Here is a 26,340-nt window from a genome sequence, read left to right on the forward strand (position 1 = left end):
GAGGTGCGCGGCGATCGGGTCGCCGTGGGCGGAGGCTGGTCCGACGGGGACCCCCGAGCTGCGCAGCGCACGGGCGTGCTCGCGCACCTCCTGCGAGTTCGAGAAGCCGAGCCGGCGGAAGAGGCGCGACACCGTCGCCTTCGACACTCCGCTGTGCGCGGCGAGCTCGGTGGCCGTGTAGATCGCGAGGTCGCCCAGGTGGTCCAGGATGAAGTCGGCCGCCCGCTGCTCCTGCCGCGAGAGCGACGCGTAGCCCGCGTCGATGCGGTGCCCGATGCTGGGCGGCGCGTCGGCGTCGGAGGGAGCGGCCGTCGTCATGCCCGCGACCTCGCGAAGGCGTGCACCGCCGCCTCGAAGGCGTCGAGCGCCACGGCCACGTCGGCCTCGGTCACGTTCTCCTCGGGGTGGTGGCTGACGCCGCCCTCGCAGCGGAGGAAGAGCATCGCGTAGTCGGTGAGCTCGGCGATCGCCATCGCGTCGTGGCCCGCCTTCGAGAACAGGACCATCGGCTCCTCGTCGCCGGTCGCGCGGATGCCCTCGCGGATCACGTCCTGGAGCGCCGCGGACGCGACGACGGCGGGAGCGCCGTGCGTCTCCTCGACGGTCAGCGAGAGCCGGCGGCGGCCGGCCGACTCCGACATCGCGTGCTGGATCCCGTCCCACACGCGGTCGCGGACGTCGTCGAACTCGGCGCGCAGGTCGATGCTGAACTCGACCCGGCCCGGGATCACGTTGACCGCTCCGGGGAACGCCTCGAGGCGGCCGACCGTGGCGATGCAGCCGTTGTCGCGGGCGATCCGCTCGACCGCGAGCACCGCCTCCGCAGCCCCGGCGAGCGGCGTCGCGGCGGCGGTCGAAGGGCACGCCGCCCGCGTGACCGGCCTTACCGGTGAGCGTGACGGCGAAGCGGCGGGCGCCGGCGATGGAGGAGGACGACTCCGAGCGCCCGATCGGCCTCCTCGAGGTACGGGCCCTGCTCGATGTGCGCCTCGAGGTAGCCGAGCAGGTCGTCGGCCGCGCGCGCCGCCGTCGAGATGCGGGAGGGATCGAGTCCGAACTCGTGGAACGCCTCGACGAGCGTGGTTCCCTGCGCGTCCTCGAGCTCCCACCAGCGCTCGTCCCAGGTGCCGGCCACGGCGCGCGATCCGAGGACGCGCGGTGCCGAAGCGGGTGCCCTCCTCGTCGCCGAACGCGACGACCTCGATCGCGAACGGCAGTCGGACGCCGGCGGCGTTCAGGCGCGAGACGACCCCGATCGCCAGCATCACGCCGAGGATCCCGTCGTAGCGGCCGGCGTCGATCACCGTGTCGAGGTGCGAGCCGAGCATCAGCGCGGGCTGACCCGGGGTGGCGCCCTCGTAGCGGCCGCACTGGTTGCCCGCGGCGTCCTGCCACGAGCGCATGCCCGCCTCCTCCATCCAGGCCGCCGCCATCGCGTTCACGCGGGCGTGCTCCGGAGAGAGGTAGACGCGCTCGATCGCGCCGCGCGTGCTCGAGGACGGCCGCGAGCAGGTCGCAGCGCTCCATGATCGCGGCGGCGTCGACGGCGCTCACGCGGCGCTCCCGTACACGCCGTAGGCGCCGTCCACCCCGCCGCCCGGAGCGACGCGCGCGCCCGCTCGGCGCAGCACCGCCTCGAGTGCCGCGAGCGTCGTCAGCACGGTGTCGGGGCGGGCGTTGTAGCCCATCGTGCCGATGCGCCAGACCTTGCCGTGCAGCGGACCGAAGGACGTGCCGATCTCGATGCCGAAGTCCTCGAGCATCGCGCCGCGGACCGCGTCGCCGTTCACTCCCTCGGGGATGCGGACCGCGACGACGTTGCTCATCTTGTGCGAGACGTCGCCGAAGACCTCGAGACCGAGGCCCTGCACGCCGGCGAGCATCGCCGCCCCGTGCAGCTCGTGCCGCGCGATCGTGTTCTCGAGGCCCTCCTCCACGATGATCCGGGCGCATTCCCGCGCGCCGTAGAGCATCGTGGTGGCCTCGGTGTGGTGGTTGAGCCGGCGCGGACCCCAGTAGTCGAAGACCATGCCGAGGTCGAAGTAGTTCGAGCGGACGGGGTGCGCACTGACTGCGTCGCCCTCGTCGCGGATGCCGGCCTCGATGCTCTTGCGCGACTCGATGACCGCGACGGCCTTCTCCGAGAACGTGGCGGGCGCCGAGCCGGAGGGTCCGCCGAGGCACTTCTGCAGCCCGGCCGTGACCGCGTCGAGCCCCAGCTCGTCGGCACGGAACGCGTTGCCCGCCAGCGACGCCGTGACGTCGGTGTAGAAGAGCACGCCGTGCTTCTCGCAGATCGCGCCGAGCTCCTCGAGCGGCTGCGCCATGGTGGTCGAGGTGTCGCCGTGCACCACGGCCAGCACCTTGGGCCAGAACCTCTCGATCGCCTCCGCGATGACCGAGACGGGGAACACCTGCCCCCACTCCGCCTCGATCACGTGCACCTCGGCTCCGCGGCGCTCGGCGATCTCGCGGAGGAGGTGGCCGAAGCGGCCGAAGACGGGCACGAGCACGCGGTCGCCCGGCTCGAGCATCGAGACGAGCGCCGCCTCGATGCCCGCGCGGCTGGTGCCGTCGACGAGCAGCGTCTTCTCGTTCTCGGTGACGAAGACGCGGCGGTAGAGCTCCTGCGTCTCGGTCATGTACGCGGTCATGGAGGGGTCGTACTGGCCGACCAGCTGCGCCGACATGGCGCGCAGCACGCGGGGGTCCGCGTTGATCGGGCCGGGACCCATCAGGAGCCGCGGGGGCGGAGTCGATCGGCAGGAACGTCGAGATCGCGGGCGCGGTCGGAATGGGAACCACCTCTTCACGGACGGGGACGCAGGAGGAAAACCTGTTTCAAGCGCCCAGCAGCACGGAACAGACGTTTCACCCGTGTTTCGGCGCACCCGGCGATCAGGACCGGCCGAAGCCGGCGGCGAGCTCGATCAGCGCGAGATCCGTGCCGCGCCCGCCGATCAGGCAGAACCCGACAGGAGCGCCGTCCACGCTGAGCAGCGGCACCGACAGGGCCGGGTATCCGCCGATCCCCGCGACGCACGTCATGCTCAGCGTCGCCGTCCGCACCGCGTCGATCCGCTCGGCCGAGGCGTCGAGCGCGGGAGCGGGCGAGGAGGCGGAGGGCAGGAGCAGCACACGACCGTCGAGGGCGACGTCGAGCGCCCGCCTGAACCCCGCGAGCCGCAGCCGAGCGGAGGCGACGATCTCGGGACCCAGCAGCGACGCGGCGTCGAACCGGCCCTGCACGTCGGGAGCCAGAGCACCCGGATGCGCCGCGACCCACTCGCCGTCGGCGGCCCACGCCTCCGCCGCCTGCACGGTGCGGAAGGCCTCGAGCATCCCGTCGACGGGCGGCAGCTCGACGCCCTCGGGAGCGGTGAGGACGCCGGAGGCGACCAGCGCCTCGACCGCGTCGGTGAACGCACTGCGCACGGCCGGGTCGGCCGACTCGAGCAGTGCCGGAGCGATCGCGACGCCTCCGCCGAGTGGGCGCTGCTCCGACCCGCGCAGCCCGACCCGGGCCGTGCGCAGCAGCGTCTCGGCGTCGCGCGTCAGCCAGCCCACCGTGTCGAAGCTCGGAGCCAGCGGCAGCGCCCCTCGACCGGCACCGCGCCGTGCGTCGTGCGCAGCCCCCAGAGCCCCTGGTAGGACGCAGGGACGCGGATGGAGCCCGCCGTGTCGGTGGCGAGGCCGATGGCCGCCTGCCCGAGCGAGACGGCGGTCGCCGGCCCGCTCGAGGAGCCGCCCGGGATCGCCCCGGGCACGGCGGGGTTCGGCGGGGTCCCGTAGCCGGAGTTGCGGCCCGCGATGCTGTACGCGAACTCGTCGGTCTGCGCGATGCCGCGCACGGCCGCCCCGGCCTCCAGCAGATCGGCCACGGCCGGAGCCGTCAGCGACTCGACCGAGGCCTCGGCGAGGCGCACGGGCACCCCGGCGCCGATCTGCTGCCCCTCGATCGCGAAGAGGTCCTTCACCGCGATGTCGAGCCCGTCCAGCTCCCCGAGCCGGTGGGAGGCACGAGCGGCGCGCCGACGACCCGCCACACCCGCGCGTCCAGCGCCGGTGCGGGCGCCTGCACCTGTGCGGCGCGCACCCGCCACACGCCCTCGTCGAGCGACCAGAGCTGCGTGACCAGACCTCTCCCCCGCGGGACGGCGTGTTCACCGTGACGACCAGCGCGGTGCCGGCGTCCACCGCCCGCACGTGCAGCTCGGCGAGGCCGCGCGGAGGAGTCCCACCGCGCCGTCCGCGGAACCCGGTGATCGCGTCGTGGCCGACCAGCAGCCCCGAGGCGTCGCCCTGGAGCGTCGTCGGCGCGCGGACGAACGCGTCCGCCAGCGCCGGCACGTCGTCGGCCGCGAGGGCGGCCTCGTACGCCACCACCGCGTCGACCAGGCCGTCCGGCAGCTCGCCCTCGAGCGAGGTCACGCGCGGGTCAGACATCGAAGTCCGCCGTCCGCACGCGGGCGTGCACGCCCTTCACGAGGTCCACGACCTGCGAGATGTTGAAGTCGGTCGCTGCGCTCAGGTACGCGTAGGCCAGGCTCGCGTCCATGCCGTAGCGCGCCTGGAGCAGCGCGATGGCCGCGCGCACGCAGTTCTGCACCGCGACGTCGAGATCGGCGTCCATGCCGGTCGGCACCAGGAACTCGCTCGTCTCGCCCAGCGGCCCGACGAGCTCGCCGAACGCCGCGAGCGCGTCGGCGCGCGTCACCACCTCGAAGCGCACCCGCACGCGCAGGCTCGCCTCCATCGCCGTGAGCGCGACCTCGCCGTCGCCCTGCGCGAAGTGCGGATCCCCGACGTAGGCGAGCGCTCCGGGCACCTGCACCGGCAGGTAGAGGCTCGTCCCCGCCGTCAGCAGCGAGATGTCGATGTTGCCGCCGTGCGGACCGGGCGGCACGGAGTGCGGGCGCTCCTCGCCCGCGACCGCGACGCCCATGATCCCGAGGAACGGGTGCAGCTCGAACCTGGCCGAGCGCTCACCGCCCGCGACCAGCGGGAGCACGCCGCGCCGGATCCCGTCGGTACCGTCCTCGACGTGCGCGAAGGCGCTGAAGGGCCCCGCGGCGAGCGGTACTCCCCGGCAGCGCTCCGCGACCGTGCCGGTTCGAGATCACCCCGTAGGGCACGCGCGGCTCGGCCTCGAGCAGGGTCATCCGCAGCAGGTCGCCCGGTCGCGCGCCCCTCACGGCGATCGGACCGGTGACGACGTGCGGTCCGTCGGCCTCGACGTCGCGGAACGGACCGGAGGCGGCGAGCTCGATCGCGTCGCGCAGCACGCCCTCGGGAGCGACGCCGTGGCGGCCGAAGAACGCGACCGGATCGCGGCCCTGATCCTCCAGGACCCCCTCGTGGCTCAGGGTGTCGATGACGACCTCGGCGCCGGAGTCGATCGTCAGCACTGCGCGGTCGCTCGCGCAGGGCAGCCGCCCCCAGAGCACCGAGTCGGGGCTCGCAGGCAGGTACCCCACACCCTCCGGGATCGACTCTCCGGGCTGCACCGCCCGCTCCGCCAACCGCATGCGCCGCCCGCCTTCCTGTGCGGGAGCCTCCGCGACCGTCCGACAGTACCGAAGCCGTGTTTCGTCTCTTCGCGCGCATCCGTGGCAGGATCGGCGGGGCTCAGCCCCCGCTCCACCCCGCGAGATGCACTCGAGCACGCGACGCGCCGTCGCGAGCGTGCCGGAACGGCCTCTCGCGGGCGCCTCCCTCCCTCCGACGACAGGACCCCCGTGTTCCGACGCCTGCGCACCCGCACCGAGAACGTCCACCTCGGCCTGATGCTCGCCCTGACCTTCTCGACCGGCATCATCGACGCCGTCGGCTACCTCGGCCTCGACCGCGTCTTCACCGGCAACATGACCGGCAACGTCGTGATCCTCGGCATGGCCCTCGCCGGCGCCGACGACCTGCCCGTCGTCGGCCCGATCATCGCGCTCGTCGGCTTCATGCTCGGCGCCGCGATCGGCGGCCGCGTGCTGCGCCCCGTGAAGACCGGCTGGACGACCCGCTCCACCTGGCTCTTCACCGTGGTCGGCCTGCTGATGGCCGTGCTCGCGATCGTCCTCGGCGTCGTCCCCGAGCACCCGGAGCCGCTCGCCCTGACCGTGACGGGCATCCTCGGCCTGGCGATGGGTCTGCAGGCGGCGACCGCCCGCCACATCGCGGTGAAGGACGTGACCACGGTCGTCGTCACCTCCACCATCACCGGCTTGGCCGCCGATTCCTGGCTCGGCAGCGGCAAGGGCCAGCCCTGGTTCCGCCGCCTGGCGGCCGTCGTGCTGATCGGAGCCGGAGCCGGAGTCGGTGCCCTCGCGCTGACCGCGGGCCTCTGGCTCGGCCTCGCGATCGCCGCCGCCATCACCCTGATCGCGTCGCTGTTCGGCCACCTCGTCGCGCATGTGAAGCACGCTCCGGCATCCGAGAAGGCCACGGCCTGACCGCGCCGCTCCGCCCCATCGGCAGTGCGGGGTGACCGTCGTCCGTCAGGCCTCCGCACCCTGCCTCAGCTGAGGTCGCGCCGCTCCTCCGCCACCCGCGGCAGCAGCTGGCAGTGCGGGCAGAGGTGCGACGAGCGGTTCATGAACGGCACCCGCACGATCGCCTCGCCGCACCGCGGGCACGGCTTGCCGGTCTGCCCGTAGGCGTTGAGGCTGTGCGAAGTACCCCGACGCCCCGTTCACGTTGACGTACTGGGCGTCGAAGCTCGTCCCGCCCTCGGCCAGCGCACGCTCGAGCACCGAGCGCACCTCCGCGAAGAGGCGGCGGATCCGCGGCTCGCTCAGCGACGCGCTCGAGCGCTCCGGGTGCAGCTCGGCCGCCCACAGCGACTCGTCCGCGTAGATGTTGCCGATGCCGCTGACGAGGGTCTGATCGAGCAGCGCCCGCTTGATCCCGCTGTTCCGGCGCCCGAGCGCCGTCACGATGCCGGAGAGGTCGAAGAAGGGATCGAGCGGGTCCCGCGCGATGTGCGCCACCTGCGAGGGGACGCGTGCGGTCCAGTCTCCCAGCGGCCCGTCGCCGGAGTAGCCGCCCGGGGCGCCGTCCGGGGTGGGCTCGAGCGTGTCGATCGCCATGGAGCCGAAGATCCGCTGGTCGACGAAGTGCAGGGCGAGCTCGCCGTGCTCGGGGTGCTCGATGGCGATCCGGATGCGCGTCAGCCTGGCCGGCGGCGCATCCGCGGCGCGCAGCAGCACCTGCCCGCTCATCCCGAGGTGCACGAGCAGGGCCTCGTCGCGGCCGGCGGGCATCCAGAGGAACTTCCCGCGGCGCACGGCTCCGGCGAGCCGGCGCCCGACCAGCAGACGCTCGAACGCGCCGTGCAGATGCACGTGGCGCTTCAGCGAGCGCTCGTCGACGATCTCGACGCCGGTGACGAGAGAGCCGGTGACGGCCGGGGCGAGGCCGGCGCGCACCACCTCGACCTCGGGGAGCTCCGGCACGCCTAGGCCCCGGAGACGGGCGGCAGTGCCGCGAGGCGTGTCCAGGCGTCCAGCGCGGCCGCCATCTCGGCGGCCTTCTTGCTGGTCCCCTCGCCGCGGGGCGGTGACCAGACCGCCGACGATCACGGTGGCCACGAACACCTTGTTGTGGTCGGGCCCGGTGGCGGCGATCTCGTAGCGCGGGGCGGGCGCGCCGCGCTCGGCTGCCGCTTCCTGCAGGCTCGTCTTGGGGTCCATCGAGACCCCGAAGCGTCCCGGATCCGCGCGCAGCGGAGCGATCAGGCGCAGGACGAGGTCCCGCGCGGCGTCGGGACCGGTGCCGAGGTACACGGCGCCGATGATCGCCTCGACGGTGTCGGCGAGGATCGACGCCTTCTCGCGACCGCCGGTCAACTCCTCGCCACGACCGAGGCGGACGAACGCGCCCAGCCCGATGCCGCGGGCGATCTCGGCCAGCGCGACCGTCGAGACGAGGCTCGCGCGCCGCTTCGCCAGGTCGCCCTCACTGAGGGCCGGGTACTCCGTGTAGAGCATCACCGTGACGGCCTGGCCGAGGATCGAGTCGCCGAGGAACTCGAGGCGCTCGTTGTGCGGGATCCCCGAGCTCGAAAGCGAACGACCGGTGCGTCAGGGCGAGCTCGAAGAGCTCACCGTCGAGGCTCACGCCGAGCGTGGCCTCCAGACGCGACCGGTCGTCGCTGGAGGGTGATGCGGAGGTCTGGTTCACCATGGACCACCTCGTCGCCGGCCGCGGAGCGGCGGACGGCCGGAGGATCGGATCAGACGTCGGCGACCTTGCGGCCCCTTGTACTCGAGGAACAGCGCGGTGCCCGCGGAGTCCTCGACGACCTTGGCGCGGTGGGGAAGGCTGTAGACGACCTTGCCGTTCTCGACGGTCTTGACCAGCTTGGGGGCCTCGGCCTTCCACTGCGAACGACGGGCGTGGGTGTTCGCGCGGGACTTCTTCCCCTTGGGAACAGCCATGATTCTCTTCTCTACCTAAGGTCCCGTAACGGGGCTAGGCCGGATTCGGTGCGGGCGTTCGCGCCTGCACCGCTGTCTGCGGAGCTCCGGGCGCTGCGGCCCCGCCGTTCCCCGTCTCGCTCAACCCGGCGAGCGCGGCCCACCTGGGGTCGTGCGGCGCATCGGGTTCGCGCTCGGAGGAATCGGCCAGCCGCTCCCCCGTGACGGGGTCGAGGCCCGGACAATCCGGCCGGCAGACCGGCTGAACGGCAGCGACAAAACCACCGCATCCCTGACCAGAGGTTCAAGATCCACGTGGTCGTCGTGAACCTCATAGTCGAAAGCTTCGTCAGAAGAGTACGCGAAAAGTTCCTGGAACTCGACATCGACAGGCAGGGAGATGTCGGTGAGGCACCGGCTGCACTCGCCGACGGCCTCCGCCGAGACCTCGACACTGGCCAGGATCCCTCGTGCACCGACTCCACGCGGACGTCGAGCTCGATCGGAGCGCCCTCGCGGACGGCCACGATCCCTCGCCGTACTGCTCGGGCGCGTCGATGTCGAGACGGTGCTCGCGCATCTCCCCCGGACGGCCGATGAGATCGCGCACGTGCACGGTGAACGGCGTCTTTCGGAAAGTAGTCACGAGGGTCCATCTACGCCCGGGAGCGCCGTCCGAGCGGAGGCGCCGGTCGAGGGCGCACCGCACCCGAGGACGCGGCGCGCGGACCGGCCGGGAACGCGCGAGGGCCGGCCGAGAACGCGAAGGGCCGGAGCCGTCGCGAGCGACGACCCGGCCCGGGGAGCACGGATCAGGCGCCGCCCTCCTGCAGCGTCACCTCGATCGGCTCGAAGTCGGCGCCGCTGGTGTCGACGCCCTCCTCCTCGAGCTCGGCCAGCGCCTTCTCGACGTACTCGTTCGAGTACGCCGTCTCCGGCGGGTCGTCGCTGATGATCGTCGCGCCGGTCTCGTTCTGCGTCTCCTTGGCGATGTCGACGGTCTGCTGCCAGGCGGCCTCGTCGATCATGCCGATGCCGCCGGTCGAGGGCCAGATCAGCTTGTTGACCTCGTTGGTCATCCAGAGCTGGTGGCTCGTGCCGAGCGTGGACCCGGCGGCGGTGACGATGTCGGCCGCCTCCTCCGGGTTGTCCTTCGCGTAGATCCAGCCCTTGATCGAGGCCTTCACGAACGCGACCGTCTGCTCGGCGTACGCGTCGTCGCTCTCGAGCTTCTCGGCGTCGGCCCAGATGGCGTCCTGCAGCATCGCCGTGCCGACGTCGTTCCAGCTGATCACGTTCAGGTCGTCGGGCGTGTACAGCTCGCCCGTCTCGGGGTTCACGCTCTCGAGCACCTGCGCGTACTCGTTGTAGGTCATCGCCTGCGCCGCGTCGATGTCGCCGGCGAGGAAGCCGTTCATGTCGAACTGCTGCTGCACGAGCGAGATGTCGTCGAGTGACACTCCGTCCTGCTGCATGCCGGCGAAGAGCTCCCACTCGTTGCCGTAGCCCCAGCCGCCGACCGTCTTGCCCGACAGGTCGGCGGGCGAGGTGATGCCCTCGTCCTTGAACGAGATCTGCGTGGTGGCGCTCCGCTCGAAGATCTGCGCGACATCGGTGATCGCCGCGCCCTGCTCGATCGAGCCGAGCACCTTGGGCACCCACGAGATCGCGTAGTCCGCGTCTCCGGAGGCGAGGACGTCCTGCGGCACGATGTCGCCGCCGCCCTCGGCGATGGTCACGTCCAGGCCCTCGTCCTCGTAGTAGCCCTGGTCGAGGGCGGCGTAGTACCCGGCGAACTGGGCCTGGGCGACCCACTGCAGCTGCAGGGTGACCGGCGTGAGGTCGCCCGAGCCGGAGCCCGAGCCGCCGTCGTCGGTGCCGATGCGCTGCATCCGGCGAGCGCGAGACCGACGGCGGCGAGCCCCGCCGTCGTCGTCGTCGCGATGCGCGTGCGTCTGTTCACCGTTCCTCCTGGTGGTGTGGTGCAGGACGTGCCTGGGCGGTGCTGGGGAGCGACGTGCCGTGGTGCAGGTGGAGCGCCGGGCGGACCCGGGTGGAACGGTGGAGCGCCGGGCGGACCCGGGTGAACGGTGGTGCGCCGGGCGGACCCGGACGGGTGCGGCTGACGGGTCAGCGCGCGCGACTGCGCCGCAGAGCCAGGGCCTCGAGCCCCGCGGTGGCGCAGTAGAACAGGAGGCCGACGAGCACGGCGCCGAGCACGTAGGCGTAGGCGAGCGCGTAGTCGCTGCCCGAGGCCGCCGTGGTGATCGACTTGCCGAGTCCGCCCACCGGACCGCCGAAGTACTCGGCGACCAGCGCCGAGATGACGGCGAGGAGGAGGCGATCCGCAGTCCCGTGAAGAAGAACGGCACGGCGGCGGGGAGGGTGATGGTCAGGGTGCTCTGCCACGGAGTCGCCGCGTAGGCCCGCATCAGGTCGCGGTGCACCGGAGTGGCCTGGCGCAGCCCGCGCAGGGTGTTCACGTAGACCGGCACGAAGACGGCAGAGCTGGGCGACGAGCTGGCGCGCGGTCTCGGCGCTCGCTCCGAACATCGTGTAGAGCACCGGCGCCAGCGCGACGATCGGCACCACAGCGGCCGCGGCGACGATCGGAGCGACGAGGCCGTCGAAGACCCGCAGCAGCGCCGCGAGGCTCGCGACGACGACCGCGATCACCGCACCGGCGACGAGTCCGATCAGCGCGTTCCCTCCGGTGACCCGGACTGCCCGAGGCGACCGAGCCCAGGTTCTGCGCGAACTCCGCGCCGATCGCCACCGGCGACGGGAGCACGAACGGCTTCACGTCGAGCGCCGTCACGACGACCTGCCAGAGCACCAGCGCCGCCACGCCGAGCAGCAGCGGCGCGAGGACGCTGCGCGCCAGCGCCGGGGTCGTCATCGGTTCTCCACGCCGCGCGGCACGGCCGCCGCCTCGTCGTGCAGCAGCTCGCGCACGGCGCTCACGTCGCGGAAGAAGGCCTCGTCCTCGCGAACGCCCTCATCGCGAGAGGCGGCCTCGGGCAGGCGGATGCTCAGCACGTCGCGGATGCGGCCCGGCCGCGGAGACATCACGACGACACGATCCGACAGGAACACCGCCTCCGGGATCGAGTGGGTCACGAACACCACGGCCGCCCCGGTCTCGGTGCGGATGCGCAGCAGCTCCGTCTGCATCCGCTCGCGGGTCATCTCGTCCAGCGCACCGAAGGGCTCGTCCATCAGGAGCAGCCGCGGGCCTTCGGCGAGCGCCCGCGCGATCGCGACGCGCTGCTGCATGCCTCCCGAGAGCTGGTCGGGGTAGGAGTCGGCGAAGTCGCCGAGCCCCACGAGCGCGAGCAGCTCGTCGACGCGCGAGCGGCGGGCGGCCGTGCTCGCCCCGTGCAGCTCGAGCGGCAGCGCGATGTTCGCGCGGATGCTGCGCCAGGGCAGAAGGCCCGCCTGCTGGAAGGCGATGCCGTAGTCCTGGTCGAGGCGGGCGCGCCGGGCGGTCTTGCCGAAGACCGAGATCGCGCCCGACGACGGCTCGGCGAGATCGGCGATCAGGCGCAGGAGCGTCGACTTGCCGCAGCCGGACGGCCTCGATCAGCGAGACGAACTCGCCCGCCGAGATCTCGAGCGACACGTCCTGCAGGGCGGTGACGCTCGCACCCTTCTTCGTGCTGAACGTCTTGGTGACGGCGTCGACGACGACGGCGGACTCGGCAGCGCTCATGCGGGCTGCTCCTCTGCGGTATGGACGGAGGGCGACCCCGATCAGCGCGACGGCGCCGGCGGCCGCGAGGCCGACGAGCACCGCGCCCAGGATCGGCGCCCAGGGCTTGGCCGGGTCTCCCCGGCGGCGGAGGCGAACTCGATGATCATGCGGCCCACTCCGCCGCGCAGGCCGATCGAGACCTCGGCGACCACGGTGCCGATGACCGCGCTGACCGCGCCCAGGCGCAGCGCCGGCAGCAGGTAGGGCACGCTCGCGGGCAGACGGAGGCGCAGCAGCGTCTTCCACCAGCCCACCCCGTAGACCCGCATCAGCTCGACCTGGTGCACGGGCGGGGATCCGAGCCCGCGCAGCGCCCCGATCGAGACCGGGAAGAAGGCGAGGTAGGAAGCGATCAGCGCCACCGACATCCAGTTCTCCCATGTGAACGCGCCGAGCCCGAGCTGCGAGCCCCAGCGGCGCACCAGGGGGCGATCGCGATGAGCGGCACCGTCTGACTGAGCACGATCCACGGCAGCACCGCCGACTCCGCGGTGCGGAAGCGCTGCATCAGCAGGGCGAGCAGCATCCCGACGACCACCCCGACGACCCAGCCGACCGCGGCGATGCCGAGGGAGAAGGCGCTGGCCTGCAGCACCGCGAGCCACAGCGCCGGCGCGCCACGGGCACCCGTCACCGGCTCGGCGAGGCGCGCCGCGATCTCCCACAGGTGCGGCATCGCGATCGCACTCGTGCGCGGGAGCACGGTGACACCGCCGACGACCACTCCCGCCTCGGGTCCGAGCGCCTTGTACGCCTCCCAGACCGCAGCGAGCAGGAGCAGGCCGGCCGCGCCGAGCAGGATCCCGCGCGTCGCGGCCGTAGCCCTCATGCCTTGGCCGTGATGTGCGGGCCGAGAGCCGGGATGACACGCTCGCCGTAGACGCGCAGCGTCTCCTCCTTGTTGTCGTGCTGGAGGTAGCCGGCGAACTGCGTGACGCCGATCGCGGCGAGCGCCTCGAGCTTCGCGATGTGCTCCTCAGCCGTGCCCAGCACGCAGAAGCGCTCCACGATCTCGTCCGGCACGAACGAGGTGTGGCTGTTGCCCGCCCGTCCGTGCTCGTTGTAGTCGTAGCCCTCGCGCCCCGCGATGTAGTCGGTGAGGGCCTGGGGCACCGCGCCGCTCGTCCCGTAGCGTCCGACGATGTCGGCCACGTGGTTGCCGACCATGCCGCCGAACCAGCGGCACTGCTCGTACATGTGGGCCCGGTCCGTGCCGATGTACATGGGCGCTGCGACGCAGAACTGCAGCGACTCCGGATCGCGGCCCACGTTCGCGGCCGCCTCCTTGACCGTGCTGATCATCCAGCGCGCGATGTCGACGTCGGCGAGCTGGAGGATGAAGCCGTCGCCGACCTCGCCCGCCAGCTTGAGCGCGCAGCGGGTCCGTAGGCCGCCACCCACATCTCCAGGGAGGACCCGCGGCTCCACGGGAACTGCAGGGTCGAGCCGCCGTACTCGACCGAGCGGCTGTTGGCGAGCTCGCGGATGACGTGGATCGACTCCCGCAGCGCCTTGAGCGTCGTCGGGGCCCCTCCCGTCACCCGCACCGCGGGAGTCGCCGCGGCCGATCCCGCACACCGTGCGGTTGCCGTACATCTCGTTGAGCGTCGCGTGCAGGGAGGCGATGACCGTCCAGTCGCGCGTCGCGGGATTGGTGACCATCGGGCCGACGGTGATCCGGTGGGTCTTCTCGAGGATCTGCGAGTAGATCACGTAGGGCTCCTGCCAGAGCAGGTGCGAGTCGAAGGTCCACGCGTAGTCGAAGCCGTAGGTCTCGGCCAGGACGGCCAGGGCGACGGTGCGCGAGGCGGGCGGGTTGGTCTGGAGGACGACTCCGAAATCCATGGGGGTTCCTTCATGGTGCTGTGATGCAGGTGGTGACGGAGGTGTCATGCGACCCATTGAGGGTCGCTGTCGCGTGTCGTGGTCTTCCGTGGTTCCGACGACGGAGGTCGTCGGGGCTCGCCGCCTTCTTGATCGGAGCTCGGAGCGATGCTCCGAACTCAGATCAAGTACTGCGAGAGGCCCTGCTTGATGTACTTCCCGTCGCCCTTCGTGCCGATGTACTGCCCGTCGTCGACGACGACCTTCCCGCGCGAGATCACGGTGTCGACGTGGCCGTCGATCTCGAACCCCTCCCACGCCGAGTAGTCCATGTTCATGTGGTGGCTGCGCCCCTCGCCGATGCCGATCGAGGTGTGGCCGTCCGGGTCGTAGACGACGACGTCGCCGTCGGCGCCGGGCTGGATCACGCCCTTCTTCCCGTACATGCCGAACATCCGCGCCGGAGTCGTCGAGGTCAGCTCCACCCAGCGCGGCAGCGAGATCTGCCCGGACACCACGCCCTGGTACATCAGGTCCATCCGATGCTCCACCGAGCCGATGCCGTTGGGGATCTTCGGAGAAGTCGCCGACACCCATGTCCTTCTGGCCCTTCATGCAGAAGGGGCAGTGGTCGGTGGAGACCATCTGGATGTCGTTGGTCCGCAGCGACTGCCACATGTGGTGCTGGTGCCCCTCCGCTTTCGAGCGCAGCGGGGTGGAGCACACCCACTTCGCGCCCTCGAAGCCCGGAGCGCCCAGCTGCTCCTCGAGCGAGAGGTAGAGGTACTGCGGGCAGGTCTCGCCGAACACGTTCATGCCGCGGTCGCGGGCCTGGGCGATCTGCTCCACGGCCTGCTTCGCCGACACGTGCACGACGTAGAGGGGCGCGCCGGTGAGATCGGCGATCATGATCGCCCGGTGCGTCGCCTCCTCCTCCGCCTGCCACGGCCGCGAGGTGCCGTGGAAGTAGGGCGAGGTGTTGCCGGCCGCCAGCGATTGCTTCACCAGCTCGTCGATGATCGCGCCGTTCTCGGCGTGCATCATCATCATCGCCCCGTTCGAGGCGCCCTTCTGGAACGCCCGCAGGATCTGCCCGTCGTCCGAGAGGAACACGCCCTTGTAGGCCATGAACAGCTTGAAGCTGGTCACGCCCTCGTCCATCAGCTCGTCCATCGCGACCAGCGACGAGTCCTGCACATCCGACAGGATCTGGTGGAACCCGTAGTCGATCGCGCACTCCCCCGCGGCCTTCGCCTGCCAGGCCTGGTAGCGGTCCACGACGCTCTCGCCGGGGTACTGGACCACGAAGTCCACGATCGAGGTGGTGCCGCCCCAGGCCGCGGCCCGGGTGCCGGTCTCGAAGGTGTCCGAGGCGAACGTGCCGCCGAAGGGCATCTCCATGTGCGTGTGCGCATCGATGCCGCCGGGGATCACGTACTTGCCCGTCGCGTCGATCACGCGGTCGACGTTCGCCGCGAGATCGAAGCCGAGCAGCGTGGATCCCGGTGCGAGGACCGCGGCGATGGTCTCGCCGTCGATCAGCACGTCCGCGGTGCCGGTGCCGGTCGCGTTCACGACCGTGCCGTTGGTGATGAGGGTCTTCATCGTCGCTCCTGGGTGGATCGGGCGGTCACGGCTTCGGGATGCTGGTGTACGACTCCGGTCGGCGGTCGCGGTAGAACTGCCAGTCGTCGCGCATCTGCTGCACCATGTCGAGATCGAGATCGCGGATCAGGATCTCCTCGCTCTCCCGGAGCCGCGCTCGCCGACGAAGTTCCCGCGCGGATCGATGACCTGGCTCGTGCCGTAGAAGTCGACGGCGAGCTCGCCGTACTCGTTGTCCTCGCGGCCCACGCGGTTGGGCTGGAGCACGAAGTAGCCGTTCGCCACGGCGGCGGCCGGTCCCTCGACCTCCCACAGGCGGTTGGAGAGCCCGGGCTTGGTCGCGTTCGGGTTGAAGACGAGGTGCGCCCCGTTCAGGCCCAGCTCGCGCCACCCTCCGGGAAGTGCCGGTCGTAGCAGATGTGCACGCCCACCTTGCCGACGGCGGTGTCGAACACCGGGAAGCCGAGGTTTCCCGGGCGGAAGTAGAACTTCTCCCAGAAGCGGTCGAGGTGCGGGATGTGGTGCTTGCGGTACTTGCCGAGGATCGTGCCGTCGGCGTCGACCACGACAGCGGTGTTGTAGTACACCCCGGTCTGCTCCTCCTCGTAGATCGGGAGGATCATCACGACGCCGAGCCCTTCGCCAGCGCCGCGAAGCGCTGCACGATCGGCCCGTCCGCGGGCTCCGCGTAGCGGTAGTACTTCTTGTCCTGCGTGATGCCGAAGTAGGGGCCGTAGAACAGCTCCTGGAAGCAGACGATCTGCGCTCCTTCGGCCGCGGCGTCGCGGGCCATCTGCTCGTGCTTGTCGAGCATCGACTCCTTGTCGCCGGTCCAGGTGGTCTGGGTGATCGCTGCGCGGACGATGGTCATCGGTACCTCCATGACGTGGGTCATCCGCCGGCGGGTCTCCATCGGCGGAACTCCTCGGGCGCCTCGGCGCCGTGCGGATGCGGAGCCGAGAGACCGTGGTCCCCACTGTGGTGGGCCGTGCGCCCGAAGGCAACGCTCCCGGCCGAGCTCCGTGGACAGGGGCCATCGTCGTCCTTCGACGTTTCCCGCGTGTTTCGAGCGGGGATCCGCAGCATTAGCGGCTCACGTGCCACCGTTTCCGTCGGTGCGCGCCACGCGCGGTACCGTGAGCGGATGCGCATCACGATCCTGGCCGGCGGCGTCGGCGGAGCCCGCTTCACCTCCGCGGTGCGGGAGCACCTCCGCGATCTGGAGGCCGCGGGCGGAGGTCCCTCCGAGATCACGGTCGTCGCGAACACCGGTGACGACATGTGGCTGACCGGCCTCAAGGTCTGCCCCGATCTCGACTCCCTCACCTACGCGCTCGGCGGCGTGAACGACCCGAGCGCGGCTGGGGCCGCGCGGGCGAGTCGGAGCGGGTGTCGGCCGAGCTCACCGCGTTCGGCGTCGGCTGGCCCTGGTTCACCCTCGGCGACCTCGACCTCGGCACGCACATCGCCCGCACCTCGATGCTCCGCGACGGCCTCACCCTCTCGGAGGCGACCGAGCGGATCACCGCGCGCTGGCCTCTCGGCGTCCGCCTGCTCCCCATGTCCGACGACGACGTCGAGACGCACGTCGAGGTCGAGCTCCCCGGCGAGGGCGTGCGACTGCTGCACTTCGAGGAGTGGTGGGTGCGGCTGCGCGCCTCCGTCCCCGCGCGCCGCTTCGTGCAGCAGGGGGTCGCGGCCGCGCGTCCCGCCCCCGGTGTCCTCGAGGCGATCGCCGACACGGACGCGGTGCTCGTCGCTCCGTCGAACCCCGTCGTGTCGATCGGCACGATCCTCGGAGTGCCCGGCATCGCCGACGCCGTGCGCGCGACGGCGGCGCCCGTCGTCGGAGTCTCCCCCGTGATCGGCGGGGCGGTGGTGCGCGGCATGGCCGACGCCCGCCTCGCCGCGATCGGCGTGGAGACCTCGGCCGAGGCCGTCGGCCGGCACTACGGCGTCCGCTCCTCGGGCGGGCTGCTCGACGCCTGGCTCGTCGGCGAGGAGGACGCGGACGCCGTCGCCGGACTCGAGTCCACCGGGCTGCGCGCCCGCTCGGTGCCCCTCTGGCTGCGCGACCGAGCCTCCTCGGTGCGCCTCGCCGCCGACGCGATCGCGGCCTCGCGCGGCTGACCCGACCGGATCGGCGTCCGCCGCTCCCGCGGTCCGCCCGCGAAGGAGCGCGCCGCGAGTCCCGATCCCTTGTACGGTCGTCCCGGATCGACTTCCCGGTGCTCGCACCGGATCCGGAGTCGCACGACCCCGTCCTGGACCGCACCCGCGTGATCCTCCGGCCGGACCGCAGGGCGCGGACGCCCGCAGGAGGACGCATGGAGCACAGCACCGGGTCGACGGACCCCCGGGTCCGCGCGTCGGCCGTCCGACCGGATCGAGCCGCGGAGGCTCCCGGTGCCTGAGCGCTCCGTGATCGTGCGCACGGCGGAGGACGGCCTCGAGGACGTCCACTCCGCCCTCGAGGAGCTGTGGGCCGAGGCCCCCGAGCTCGGCTCATGGGACCGCATGGCGTTCACGACCGCCGTCGTCGAGCTGGCGACGAACGTCCTCCAGCACGGCCGGGCCCCTCGGGACGTCGTCTGCCGGATCGATCTCGGCCTGGACGAGCACGAGATGCGCGCGGTTCTCGAGGACACCGGCGACGCCGTCGGGATCGACGTCGCCGACCCGCGGGCCATGCCCGACGAATGGGCGGAGGCGGGCCGCGGCATCCCGTTCATCCAGGCGCTCGTCACCCGCTTCGAGCATCAGCGGGTCGACGGCCGCAACGTCTGGACGATCGTCCGCGAGCGCAAGCGCTCCTGACCCGGTCCTGCGAGCGGGACACCGGGGCGAGGAGTCCGCACCCAGGCCGATGTGCCAGCGTGGATCCCGCTGCGCGTCCGCCGACGCCGCAGACCCCCGTCGGAAGGAACACGTCAGGCCCGGTGCCCTCGTCCTCGCCGGAGGCGGCCTCGCCGGGATCGCCTGGGAGCTCGGAGTCGTCCGCGGCATCGCCGACGCCTCCCCCGAGGCGGCCCGCCTCCTGCTCGATCCCTCGACCGTCTTCATCGGCACGTCTTCGCCGGCTCGGCGGTCGCCGCCCAGCTCAGCACCTCCGTCGGACTCGACGAGTCGTACGCCGCGCAGCTGCGCGAGGAGTCCGCCGAGATCGGAGCCGTCATCGACGCCGAAGGGCTGCAGGCGATGTTCGCCGCCGCGGTCGAGGGCGCGGTGTCGGCTGAGGACGCGCGGCGCCGCATCGGCGCGCGCTCGCTCTGACGACCGCCACGCTGCCCGAGGAGTCGCGCCGCGCCGTCATCGCCGCTCGGGTCGCCGACGCCGACTGGCCCGAGCGCCCCCTGCTGATCACCGCGGTCGACACCGCCACGGGCGCGCTCGCCGTCTTCGACCGCACGAGCGGAGTCGGGCTCGTCGACGCGATCGCCGCCAGCTGCGCCGTCCCCGGCGTCTGGCCCCCGGTCACCATCGACGGCGTCCGCTACATGGACGGGGGCGTGCGCTCCGGCAGCAACGCCGACCTCGCGGCGGGAGCCGACTGGGTCCTCATCGTCTACTCCGCTCCCCGGAGTCGGGTCACCGGGAGCGGGCACGCTGCCGACGAACGAGCTGGACGCCCTGTCCGGCTCCCGCGTCGAGGTGGTCTACGCCGACGAGGCGTCGATCCGCGCGTTCGGGCCCAACTCGCTCGATCCGTCGGTGCGCGCCGCGTCGGCCGAGGCCGGTCGCGCACAGGGCGCCCGGATCGCAGGAGTGGTCTCGGCCCTGGTCGGCGCCTGAGCCGGCGCGCCCTCGCGCGCCCGCCTCAGTGCGCGACCCGATAGCGCAGGAACACCGTGCCGTCGGCGAACCGCCGCTCCTCGGTGAGCTCCAGTGAGCTCCGGAGCCCTCGCGGCAGGAACCGCGTGCCGCCGCCGACGACGATCGGGACGACGTACCAGCGGATCTCGTCGACGATCCCCGCCAGGAGCGCCTGCGCGGCGAGCTGGGCTCCCTCGATCGACACGTCGTCCTCCAGGGCCGCGGCGTGCTCCCTCGCCCGCGCGGGATCGAAGCGGCGCTCGAGGCGCGTGCGCCCGGTGCGCACTTCGTCGAGCGTCCGGGAGTACACGACCTTGTCGGCCGCGCGCCACATCCGCTGGTAGTCCTGGATGAACACGAAGTCCTCCGCGAGGGCGAAGCCCGCCTCCCACGGCAGCATCGTCTCGTACATACGGCGCCCGTACAGGTAGGTCCGCACCCGCTCCTCGGTCTCGGTGATGAAGCGGTGCACCTCGGGTCGCGGCTCCGCCCACGCGAAGCCGCCGGCCCTGTCGGTGGTGAACCCGTCGATCGAGGCGATCCCGCTGTAGACGAGCGCGCCCACGTCGGCCTCCCCTGCGGACGGCTTCGGGTTCCGTCCACGAGCGCGAGGGTAGGCGCGAGAGCGCTCCCACGCAAGGATCGACGGTACATCCGGCGGCGATCGGCGGAGGGTCGCGGCACTCCACCCCGCTGTCCCCCGCCGGACCGCGTAAAGTGGCCGAGGCCGTGCCCGCGGCCGCGAAGGGTTCCGGATGAAGATCAGCCAGCTGCGTCACTTTGTGGCGGTCGCCGAGGAGCTGCATTTCGTGCGCGCCGCCGAGAAGCTCGGCATCTCGCGGCAGAAGCTCGACTCCTCCGTCGCCGCCGTCGAGCTCGACCTCGGACGCCCGCTGTTCGAGCCGGGCGCCTCGCGCACGGTGCTGACCGCGGCGGCCGCCAGCGGCTGGCCCAGGCCCGCGAGGAGCTCGCCGCCCTGGGCGACGAGCCCGGCACCAGCGCCCTCGCCGGAGGCAAGGCCAAGGCCTCCAAGGGCACCGGCCGGGCCCCCATCGTGAAGGGCCAGCCCAAGCCCTACAAGCGCCGCCAGTCGCGCTGATCCGCGATCAGGAGTAGCGCACCGCGACGGTGCGCGTCGACGGATCGCCCAGGCGGAAGGCGTCGTCCGTCGAGAGCACGGCGTCGAGCGAGTTCCTCCCGGCGGCCGAACCGATCGGACGCGTGACGCTGAGGTGGACCCAGCCGGCCGTGCCCTCGAGGCCCTCGCGCAGGAATCCGGCCGGCCAGGTGAGCACGATGTCGTCCCCGATCGCTCGAGCGTCCAGTTCGGCGAGTCGTCCTGCGTTCCCGTCCGGCGGCTGAGGACGGGATCGCCGAACAGCGCTGCGGGCGCGTTCCGCCAGGTCAGGCGGAGGGGATCGGGCTCGTCGTCCCCGATCGTCCCGAGATCGAGGTCGATCCTGGCGCTGAGGACGAGCACCTGGCCGGCGGCGACGGACGCCCGGTCGACGGCGACCGCCTCGAGCTGGAGCACCGCGGAGCGCTGGACGACGACCGGGTACGACAGAGTCGGTGCGCCGGGGGTCGAGAGACCAGCAGGACCGCGCTTCCGACCGCCGCACCGTGGACGACGCGGCTCACCGCGCGTCCGGTCGCGCCGGTGGTGCCGGTCACCGTGCCGGGGCCGCCGGTGGTCGAGAAGGCCGCGCGGCCGGTGCCCGCGACCAGGACGAACGTGACGAGCGCCCCCCTGACCGCGGCTCCCGTCTCCCGGTCGGTCACCGCGACCTCCACGTCCCCGCCCGACGCGGCCGGGTGCTGCCCGACGCGCATCGTCAGGGGTGCTCCGCCGAGGGGGAGACCGCTGCGAGCACCAGGGCATCCAGGGTCGGCGACGCCGCGGCCAGCGGGGCGGCGACGGCGGCGACGACGGCGGGCACCGCCCAGGCGACGGTGCGGCGGCAGGGGCCGGAGGGCGTGTGCTCGGTCAAGTGCGGAGTCCGTTCGCGAGGAGCCAGGGTCGCTCAGAACTGTGGGGCACCCCGGCAGCGCGCCGAGGGGCCTGGCGCGAAGAGCGCGAGGAGACCGAGCGCGGATCCTCACGCGAGGCGTCCCACGACGGACGCTCCGCGCACACGCCGGGAAGCGACCGCCCGGGCCCCCGTCGGTCGGATCCGTCCCCCGGACGTCGGGACGCCGCGGAGCCGCGCATGCTCGGACCGCCGTCTGCATCGGCGCGTTCCGAGGCGCTCCATGGACCGACGTCGGGACCGGGACGGCGGCGCGTCGGAGCGAAGCGCGGGTCGGGAGGATCCGACGGAGCCGGGAGTCGAGGAGTGGGCCCTACCGGGCTCGAACCGATGACATCCACGGTGTAAACGTGGCGCTCTACCAACTGAGCTAAAGGCCCTCGTGGCGGCAGGGCCGCACGAGCGTCCCCATCGTACGGCACCGTCGCTCCGAGGCCGGGGCGCCGACGCGCGGGGCGCCGCTACTCTCGCCCCATGACCGACGACGCCCCGGCTGACCGCGCCCGCCGACGCGCCGAGAGCCGCTGGCCCGCCTCGGCCGCGATCCTTCGGCCGTCGTCCTCAACGTGGTCGGGCACGACGACCGGACGTCGGCGGTGCGTTCGGTTGCCGCGGCCCTCACGCTGGCGCTCCTCGTTCCGCTGTTCGTGGTCAACCCGCACCGGCTCGACACCGAGACGAAGTGGTCGCGCGTCGTCTCGATCGCGCTCGCGGTGGTGCTCGCCGCGGCGAACCAGGTGAACGTCGTCGCCCTGGTCACGGCGCTCGTCGACGGGTCGACGGACGGTCCGCTGCTCCTGCTCACCGCGCTGCAGGTCTGGGTGACGAACGTCGTCGCCTACGCACTGCTCTACTGGGAGCTCGACCGCGGCGGCTCCTGTCGCCCGCGGAACACTTCCGCGGAGCGACCTGCCCGCCGCCGATCTCGCGTTCCCGCAGGACGGCTACCGGGACACCGTGCAGGAGGTCTTCGGCGACCTCGTCCGAGCGCGCCGACTGGCGGCCCGGCTTCGTCGACTACCTGTACGTCTCGACGACGAACACCATGGCGTTCAGCCCGACCGACACCATGCCGCTCCCGAGCCGCGCGAAGCTGCTGATGGCCGTCGAGGGCGTCACCGGCTTCGTCCTGCTCGCGCTGGTCATCGCCCGCGCGGTGAACATCCTGAGCTGACCCTCCTCGATCACTCGGGTTGCGTCTCCGCGAGATGCCGCTCCGATGCACGACACGCCGCAGGAGCCGCACCGAAGCGGCATCCCGCGGGGAGCGTCAGGCGTGGCCGGCTGCAGGGCCTCGATGGCCGCGCGGTACGCCTCGATCGAGCGCGGCTCGCCGGGCGCGGTGATGAAGGTGTCGCGGATGACGCCCTCGCGGTCGATGAGGAACGTCGCGCGGGTCGCGTAGCCCTTGCTCTCGACGAAGACGCCGTACTGCTTGGCGACATCGCCGTGCGGCCAGAAGTCCGACAGCAGAGTGAAGTCGTAGCCCTGCTTCTCGCCCCAGGCGCGCAGCGTGTGCTTCGAGTCGACCGAGATGCCGATCACCTCGACGTCGGCGTGCTCGAAGAGGGAGAGGTTCTCGCGCAGGGCGCAGAACTCGCCCGTGCAGGTCCCCGAGAAGGCGAGGGGGAAGAAGACGAGGGCGACGTTGCGCCGTCCGTGGAAGTCGCCGAGCTGGATCCGCTCGCCGTACTGGTTGGCGAGTTCGAAGTCGGGAGCGAGCGTCAGCTTCTGAGAGCCATCGGTCCGATGTCCTTCCGTGCGCACGAGAGTCGCGCGAGCACGAGGGGCAATGCTAGACCCGCTGCGAGCCCCCACCAAGGGGGATCGGCGAAGCGGGGATCGGAACCGGCCCCGCGATGGCCGCGGAGGGCCCTCCGGATGGTGGAACCCCACAGACCGCTGAGCGCTTCCGTCGTGGATCGCCACAGTAGGCCGGAATCGCTAGGCTGGCACAGGTGCCCGCGCGCGGCTCGTCAATCCGCAGCCCGCGCGCGGATCCGGCACCGCTTCATGAGAATGATGTCCCGGGCACGATCTGCCCCCAGAGAGAGGTCGAGGGTGACTGGTTAACGATCAGGACCCGTATTCCGTCGGTCACGTGGACTCGGACCCCGAGGAAACGTCGGAGTGGAACGAGTCGCTCGACGCGCTCGTTGCGGAGCGAGGTGCGGGTCGCGGACGCGACGCTCATGCTCAGCCTCCTCAAGCACTCCAAGGAGCTGCACCTCGGCGTTCCGATGGTGCCGACCACGGACTACATCAACACCATCGCGCCCGAGAACGAGCCCGAGTTCCCCGGTGACGAGGACGTCGAGCGCCGCTACCGCGCGTGGATCCGCTGGAACGCGGCGATCCTCGTGCACCGCGCGCAGCGACCCCGGCATCGGCGTCGGCGGCCACATCTCGACCTACGCGCGTCGAGCGCCTCGCTGTACGAGGTCGGCTTCAACCACTTCTTCCGCGGGCAGGACCACCCGGGCGGAGGGGACCAGGTCTTCATCCAGGGCCACGCCTCCCCCGGCCCCTACGCCCGCGCTCTACCCGAGGGCCGCCTGACCGAGCACCAGCTCGACGGCTTCCGCCAGGAGCGCTCGCACAGCGGCGGAGGGCCTCGAGCTACCCGCACCCGCGCCTCATGCCGGAGTTCTGGCAGTTCCCGACCGTGTCGATGGGGCTCGGACCCATCAACGCGATCTACCAGGCGCAGGCGAACAAGTACCTCACCAACCGCGGCATCAAGGACGCGTCCGACCAGCAGGTCTGGGCCTTCCTCGGCGACGGCGAGATGGACGAGGTCGAGTCGCGCGGTCAGCTGCAGGTCGCGGCGAACGACGGCCTCGACAACCTCAACTTCATCGTCAACTGCAACCTGCAGCGCCTCGACGGACCCGTCCGCGGCAACGGCAAGATCGTTCAGGAGCTCGAGTCGTACTTCCGCGGCGCCGGCTGGAACGTCATCAAGCTCATCTGGGGCCGCGAGTGGGACGACCTGCTCACCCGCGACACCGAGGGCGCGCTGCTCGACCTCATGAACAAGACGCCCGACGGCGACTTCCAGACCTACAAGACGGAGGACGGCGCGTACGTCCGCGAGAACTTCTTCGGCCGCGACGAGCGCGCGAAGAAGCTCGTCGAGGACTACTCCGACGAGCAGATCTGGGGCCTTCGCCGAGGCGGCCACGACTACCGCAAGATCTACGCGGCCATGAAGGCCGCGACGGAGCACAAGGGCCAGCCCACCGTCATCCTCGCCCACGACCATCAAGGGCTACGGTCTCGGCCGCAGCTTCGAGGGCCGCAACGCGACCCACCAGATGAAGAAGATGACGCTGGACAACCTGAAGGGCTTCCGCGACACCATGCGGATCCCGATCACGGACGCCCAGCTCGAGGAGAACCCCTACCTCCCGCCGTACTACCACCCCGGTCAGAACGACGAGGCGATCGAGTACCTGCAGGAGCGCCGTCGCGCGCTGGGCGGCTACCTCCCCGAGCGCCGCTCGAAGTACACGCAGCTGAACCTCCCGGACGACTCCGCGTACAAGATCGGCAAGAAGGGCTCCGGAACGCAGGAGATCGCCACGACCATGGCGTTCGTCCGCATCCTGAAGGACATCCTCCGCTCGAAGGACTTCGGCAACCGCGTCGTCCCGATCATCCCGGACGAGGCGCGCACCTTCGGCATGGACGCGTTCTTCCCGAACGCGAAGATCTACAACCTCGCGCGGACAGCACTACACGTCGGTCGACCGCGAGCTGCTGCTGGCGTACAAGGAGAGCCCCCAGGGCCAGATCCTGCACGTCGGCATCAACGAGGCGGGCGCCCTGGCGGCGTTCACCGCAGTGGGCACCTGCACTCGACGCAGGGCGAGCCGCTCATCCCGGTCTACGTCTTCTACTCGATGTTCGGGTTCCAGCGCACGGGCGACGCGATCTGGGCGGCGGGCGACATGATGGCCCGCGGCTTCATGATCGGAGCGACCGCCGGACGCATCCACGCTGACCGGCGAGGGCCTGCAGCACGCGGACGGCCACCCTCGATCCTCGCCGCCACCAACCCGGCCGTCGTGAGCTACGACCCGGCGTACGGCTACGAGATCGCGCACATCGTGCAGTCCGACCTCGAGCGCATGTACGGCGGGAAGCACTCCGACCCGAACGTCATGTACTACCTGACGGTCTACAACGAGCCGATCGTGCAGCCCGCCGAGCCCGAGGACGTGGACGTGGACGGCATCGTCCGCGGCATCCACCGCGTCTCCTGGGGCCAGTGGGACGGTCCCAAGGCGCAGCTGCTCGCCAGCGGCGTCGCGGTGCCGTGGGCGATCGAGGCGCAGAAGCTCCTCGCCGAGGACTGGGGCGTCTCGGCCGACGTCTGGTCGGTGACCTCCTGGAACGAGCTGCGGCGCGACGGCATCAAGGCCGAGCACCACAACTTCCTCCACCCCGAGGACGCCCAGCAGGTGCCGTACGTCACGCAGAAGCTCGCCGACGCGAAGGGCCCCTTCGTCGCCGTCACGGACTTCTCGCACCAGGTCCCCGACCAGCTGCGCCAGTTCATCCCGGGCGACTTCGCGACGCTCGGAGCGGATGACTTCGGCTTCTCGGACACGCGCGCCGCCGCGCGTCGCCACTTCAAGATCGACGGACCGTCGGTCGTGGTGCGCACGCTGCAGCTGCTCGCCAAGCAGGGCGAGGTCGACCCGTCGCTCTCGGTCCAGGCGATCGAGAAGTACCGTCTGCACGACGTCAACGCCGGCACCACCGGCAACGCGGGCGGCGAGAGCTGACGGTCGAGTCGGTGCCCTCCCCCCACGGGTCGTCGTCGACCGCGCGAGGGTCTGCTGCGGCAGCCCCGGCCTCCCGGCCGGGTGCTGCCCGCACCAAGGAGCAGACCCTC

At 71.8% G+C, this 26,340-nt stretch carries 24 protein-coding genes, 1 tRNA gene and 13 pseudogenes; 11 read left to right on the top strand and 27 right to left on the bottom strand.

All coding sequences use genetic code 11. The features are described from left to right. Nucleotides 1–144: 144 nt before the first annotated feature. The 8 genes and pseudogenes from AC0CII_RS06510 to AC0CII_RS06545 all read right to left on the bottom strand — a co-directional run. A pseudogene (locus AC0CII_RS06510) lies at nucleotides 145–318 on the bottom strand (hypothetical protein); the annotation flags it as partial. After that, entirely contained in the window at nucleotides 315–1,433 is a 1,119-nt protein-coding gene (locus AC0CII_RS06515) for a M20/M25/M40 family metallo-hydrolase (protein WP_465229081.1), read from the bottom strand. The gene AC0CII_RS06515 and the pseudogene AC0CII_RS06510, both read right to left, overlap by 4 nt. A gap of 117 nt (nucleotides 1,434–1,550) precedes the next feature. Continuing rightward, nucleotides 1,551–2,735: a pyridoxal-phosphate-dependent aminotransferase family protein gene (locus tag AC0CII_RS06520; RefSeq protein WP_465228916.1), complete on the bottom strand. Its 1,185-nt coding sequence runs from the start codon at nucleotides 2,733–2,735 to the stop codon at nucleotides 1,551–1,553. A 163-nt stretch (nucleotides 2,736–2,898) separates the two neighbouring features. Then, nucleotides 2,899–3,567 carry an amidase family protein gene (locus tag AC0CII_RS06525; protein ID WP_465229107.1) on the bottom strand — a complete coding sequence of 223 codons (669 nt, stop codon included), beginning with the start codon at nucleotides 3,565–3,567 and terminating at the stop codon, nucleotides 2,899–2,901. Further along, entirely contained in the window at nucleotides 3,555–4,103 is a 549-nt protein-coding gene (locus AC0CII_RS06530) for an amidase family protein (RefSeq protein ID WP_465229082.1), read from the bottom strand. Before AC0CII_RS06530 ends, AC0CII_RS06525 begins: the two co-directional genes overlap by 13 nt. A gap of 79 nt (nucleotides 4,104–4,182) precedes the next feature. Continuing rightward, nucleotides 4,183–4,446 (bottom strand): annotated as a pseudogene (locus AC0CII_RS06535) (AtzH-like domain-containing protein); the annotation flags it as partial. Continuing rightward, nucleotides 4,439–5,011 (bottom strand): acetamidase/formamidase family protein, encoded by a 573-nt coding sequence (locus tag AC0CII_RS06540; protein ID WP_465228917.1) that lies wholly within the window; start codon nucleotides 5,009–5,011, stop codon nucleotides 4,439–4,441. The pseudogene AC0CII_RS06535 and the gene AC0CII_RS06540, both read right to left, overlap by 8 nt. Further along, the gene (locus AC0CII_RS06545) at nucleotides 4,986–5,507 is read right to left on the bottom strand and encodes a hypothetical protein (protein WP_465228918.1); all 522 of its coding nucleotides are present in this window, start codon (nucleotides 5,505–5,507) and stop codon (nucleotides 4,986–4,988) included. Before AC0CII_RS06545 ends, AC0CII_RS06540 begins: the two co-directional genes overlap by 26 nt. Nucleotides 5,508–5,738: 231 nt before the next feature. On the opposite strand from AC0CII_RS06545, the gene AC0CII_RS06550 reads away from it, so the two are divergent. Continuing rightward, nucleotides 5,739–6,446 (top strand): YoaK family protein, encoded by a 708-nt coding sequence (locus tag AC0CII_RS06550; RefSeq protein WP_465225693.1) that lies wholly within the window; start codon nucleotides 5,739–5,741, stop codon nucleotides 6,444–6,446. 65 nt (nucleotides 6,447–6,511) lie between these two features. Here AC0CII_RS06550 and mutM read toward each other — a convergent pair. The 13 genes and pseudogenes from mutM to AC0CII_RS06615 form a co-directional block, all read right to left on the bottom strand. Continuing rightward, nucleotides 6,512–7,448 (bottom strand): annotated as a pseudogene (mutM, locus tag AC0CII_RS06555) (bifunctional DNA-formamidopyrimidine glycosylase/DNA-(apurinic or apyrimidinic site) lyase). Nucleotides 7,449–7,450: 2 nt separating this feature from the next. Continuing rightward, nucleotides 7,451–8,178, bottom strand: a pseudogene (rnc, locus tag AC0CII_RS06560) (ribonuclease III). A gap of 49 nt (nucleotides 8,179–8,227) precedes the next feature. Next, nucleotides 8,228–8,432, bottom strand: a pseudogene (gene rpmF / locus AC0CII_RS06565) (50S ribosomal protein L32). Nucleotides 8,433–8,466: 34 nt separating this feature from the next. After that, a pseudogene (locus AC0CII_RS06570) lies at nucleotides 8,467–8,991 on the bottom strand (YceD family protein). Between the two features lie 232 nt (nucleotides 8,992–9,223). Beyond that, entirely contained in the window at nucleotides 9,224–10,303 is a 1,080-nt protein-coding gene (locus AC0CII_RS06575; protein WP_465228919.1) for an ABC transporter substrate-binding protein, read from the bottom strand. A gap of 238 nt (nucleotides 10,304–10,541) precedes the next feature. Beyond that, on the bottom strand, nucleotides 10,542–10,976 hold the full coding sequence (locus AC0CII_RS06580) for a hypothetical protein (RefSeq protein ID WP_465228920.1): 435 nt from the start codon (nucleotides 10,974–10,976) through the stop codon (nucleotides 10,542–10,544). Continuing rightward, the gene (locus AC0CII_RS06585) at nucleotides 10,891–11,310 is read right to left on the bottom strand and encodes a hypothetical protein (protein WP_465228921.1); all 420 of its coding nucleotides are present in this window, start codon (nucleotides 11,308–11,310) and stop codon (nucleotides 10,891–10,893) included. The genes AC0CII_RS06580 and AC0CII_RS06585 overlap by 86 nt, the downstream gene beginning before the upstream one ends. Continuing rightward, nucleotides 11,307–12,123 (bottom strand): annotated as a pseudogene (locus tag AC0CII_RS06590) (ABC transporter ATP-binding protein). Before AC0CII_RS06590 ends, AC0CII_RS06585 begins: the two are co-directional and overlap by 4 nt. A gap of 41 nt (nucleotides 12,124–12,164) precedes the next feature. Then, a complete protein-coding gene (locus AC0CII_RS06595) occupies nucleotides 12,165–12,527 on the bottom strand; it encodes an ABC transporter permease (protein ID WP_465228922.1) in 363 nt (120 codons plus the stop codon). Beyond that, complete coding sequence (locus AC0CII_RS06600; protein WP_465228923.1) at nucleotides 12,518–12,994, bottom strand: hypothetical protein; 477 nt, start codon at nucleotides 12,992–12,994, stop codon at nucleotides 12,518–12,520. Before AC0CII_RS06600 ends, AC0CII_RS06595 begins: the two co-directional genes overlap by 10 nt. Next, nucleotides 12,991–14,067, bottom strand: a complete 1,077-nt coding sequence (locus AC0CII_RS06605; protein ID WP_465228924.1) for a TIGR03842 family LLM class F420-dependent oxidoreductase — start codon at nucleotides 14,065–14,067, stop codon at nucleotides 12,991–12,993. Before AC0CII_RS06605 ends, AC0CII_RS06600 begins: the two co-directional genes overlap by 4 nt. A gap of 101 nt (nucleotides 14,068–14,168) precedes the next feature. Further along, nucleotides 14,169–15,594 (bottom strand): annotated as a pseudogene (gene hydA, locus AC0CII_RS06610) (dihydropyrimidinase). Nucleotides 15,595–15,619: 25 nt separating this feature from the next. Further along, nucleotides 15,620–16,465, bottom strand: a pseudogene (locus AC0CII_RS06615) (nitrilase-related carbon-nitrogen hydrolase). A 273-nt stretch (nucleotides 16,466–16,738) separates the two neighbouring features. Here AC0CII_RS06615 and AC0CII_RS06620 point away from each other — a divergent pair. The 6 genes and pseudogenes from AC0CII_RS06620 to AC0CII_RS06645 form a co-directional block, all read left to right on the top strand. Continuing rightward, nucleotides 16,739–16,888 (top strand): annotated as a pseudogene (locus AC0CII_RS06620) (2-phospho-L-lactate transferase); the annotation flags it as partial. 185 nt (nucleotides 16,889–17,073) lie between these two features. Then, nucleotides 17,074–17,724, top strand: a complete 651-nt coding sequence (locus AC0CII_RS06625) for a 2-phospho-L-lactate transferase CofD family protein (protein ID WP_465229083.1) — start codon at nucleotides 17,074–17,076, stop codon at nucleotides 17,722–17,724. 276 nt (nucleotides 17,725–18,000) lie between these two features. Next, on the top strand, nucleotides 18,001–18,411 hold the full coding sequence (locus tag AC0CII_RS06630) for an ATP-binding protein (RefSeq protein WP_465225687.1): 411 nt from the start codon (nucleotides 18,001–18,003) through the stop codon (nucleotides 18,409–18,411). 51 nt (nucleotides 18,412–18,462) lie between these two features. After that, nucleotides 18,463–18,867, top strand: coding sequence for a hypothetical protein (locus tag AC0CII_RS06635; RefSeq protein ID WP_465228925.1), 405 nt, complete (start codon nucleotides 18,463–18,465; stop codon nucleotides 18,865–18,867). Between the two features lie 38 nt (nucleotides 18,868–18,905). Then, nucleotides 18,906–19,121 (top strand): annotated as a pseudogene (locus AC0CII_RS06640) (patatin-like phospholipase family protein); the annotation flags it as partial. Nucleotides 19,122–19,245: 124 nt separating this feature from the next. Then, a complete protein-coding gene (locus AC0CII_RS06645) occupies nucleotides 19,246–19,386 on the top strand; it encodes a hypothetical protein (protein WP_465228926.1) in 141 nt (46 codons plus the stop codon). Between the two features lie 25 nt (nucleotides 19,387–19,411). Here the strand turns inward: AC0CII_RS06645 and AC0CII_RS06650 are convergent, their stop codons facing one another. After that, nucleotides 19,412–19,972, bottom strand: coding sequence for a dihydrofolate reductase family protein (locus AC0CII_RS06650; protein WP_465228927.1), 561 nt, complete (start codon nucleotides 19,970–19,972; stop codon nucleotides 19,412–19,414). 190 nt (nucleotides 19,973–20,162) lie between these two features. On the opposite strand from AC0CII_RS06650, the gene AC0CII_RS06655 reads away from it, so the two are divergent. Further along, the gene (locus AC0CII_RS06655; protein WP_465228928.1) at nucleotides 20,163–20,465 is read left to right on the top strand and encodes a helix-turn-helix domain-containing protein; all 303 of its coding nucleotides are present in this window, start codon (nucleotides 20,163–20,165) and stop codon (nucleotides 20,463–20,465) included. A 48-nt stretch (nucleotides 20,466–20,513) separates the two neighbouring features. Here AC0CII_RS06655 and AC0CII_RS06660 read toward each other — a convergent pair whose 3' ends face one another. From AC0CII_RS06660 to AC0CII_RS06675, 4 genes are all read right to left on the bottom strand, one after another. Further along, nucleotides 20,514–20,702 carry a hypothetical protein gene (locus AC0CII_RS06660; RefSeq protein ID WP_465228929.1) on the bottom strand — a complete coding sequence of 63 codons (189 nt, stop codon included), beginning with the start codon at nucleotides 20,700–20,702 and terminating at the stop codon, nucleotides 20,514–20,516. A gap of 109 nt (nucleotides 20,703–20,811) precedes the next feature. After that, nucleotides 20,812–21,189 carry a hypothetical protein gene (locus AC0CII_RS06665; protein WP_465228930.1) on the bottom strand — a complete coding sequence of 126 codons (378 nt, stop codon included), beginning with the start codon at nucleotides 21,187–21,189 and terminating at the stop codon, nucleotides 20,812–20,814. Nucleotides 21,190–21,242: 53 nt separating this feature from the next. Continuing rightward, entirely contained in the window at nucleotides 21,243–21,398 is a 156-nt protein-coding gene (locus AC0CII_RS06670) for a hypothetical protein (RefSeq protein ID WP_465228931.1), read from the bottom strand. A gap of 346 nt (nucleotides 21,399–21,744) precedes the next feature. After that, nucleotides 21,745–21,817: transfer RNA gene (locus tag AC0CII_RS06675), tRNA-Val, on the bottom strand. Between the two features lie 216 nt (nucleotides 21,818–22,033). On the opposite strand from AC0CII_RS06675, the gene AC0CII_RS06680 reads away from it, so the two are divergent. Next, nucleotides 22,034–22,537 carry a hypothetical protein gene (locus tag AC0CII_RS06680; protein ID WP_465228932.1) on the top strand — a complete coding sequence of 168 codons (504 nt, stop codon included), beginning with the start codon at nucleotides 22,034–22,036 and terminating at the stop codon, nucleotides 22,535–22,537. Between the two features lie 178 nt (nucleotides 22,538–22,715). Here AC0CII_RS06680 and AC0CII_RS06685 read toward each other — a convergent pair. Further along, nucleotides 22,716–23,165 (bottom strand): annotated as a pseudogene (locus AC0CII_RS06685) (peroxiredoxin); the annotation flags it as partial. A gap of 943 nt (nucleotides 23,166–24,108) precedes the next feature. Here AC0CII_RS06685 and AC0CII_RS06690 point away from each other — a divergent pair. Continuing rightward, nucleotides 24,109–24,348 (top strand): annotated as a pseudogene (locus tag AC0CII_RS06690) (hypothetical protein); the annotation flags it as partial. Between the two features lie 415 nt (nucleotides 24,349–24,763). Continuing rightward, entirely contained in the window at nucleotides 24,764–26,230 is a 1,467-nt protein-coding gene (locus AC0CII_RS06695; protein WP_465228933.1) for a transketolase-like TK C-terminal-containing protein, read from the top strand. Nucleotides 26,231–26,340 lie beyond the last annotated feature (110 nt).

This window comes from Rathayibacter sp. AC182 (assembly GCF_979253875.1).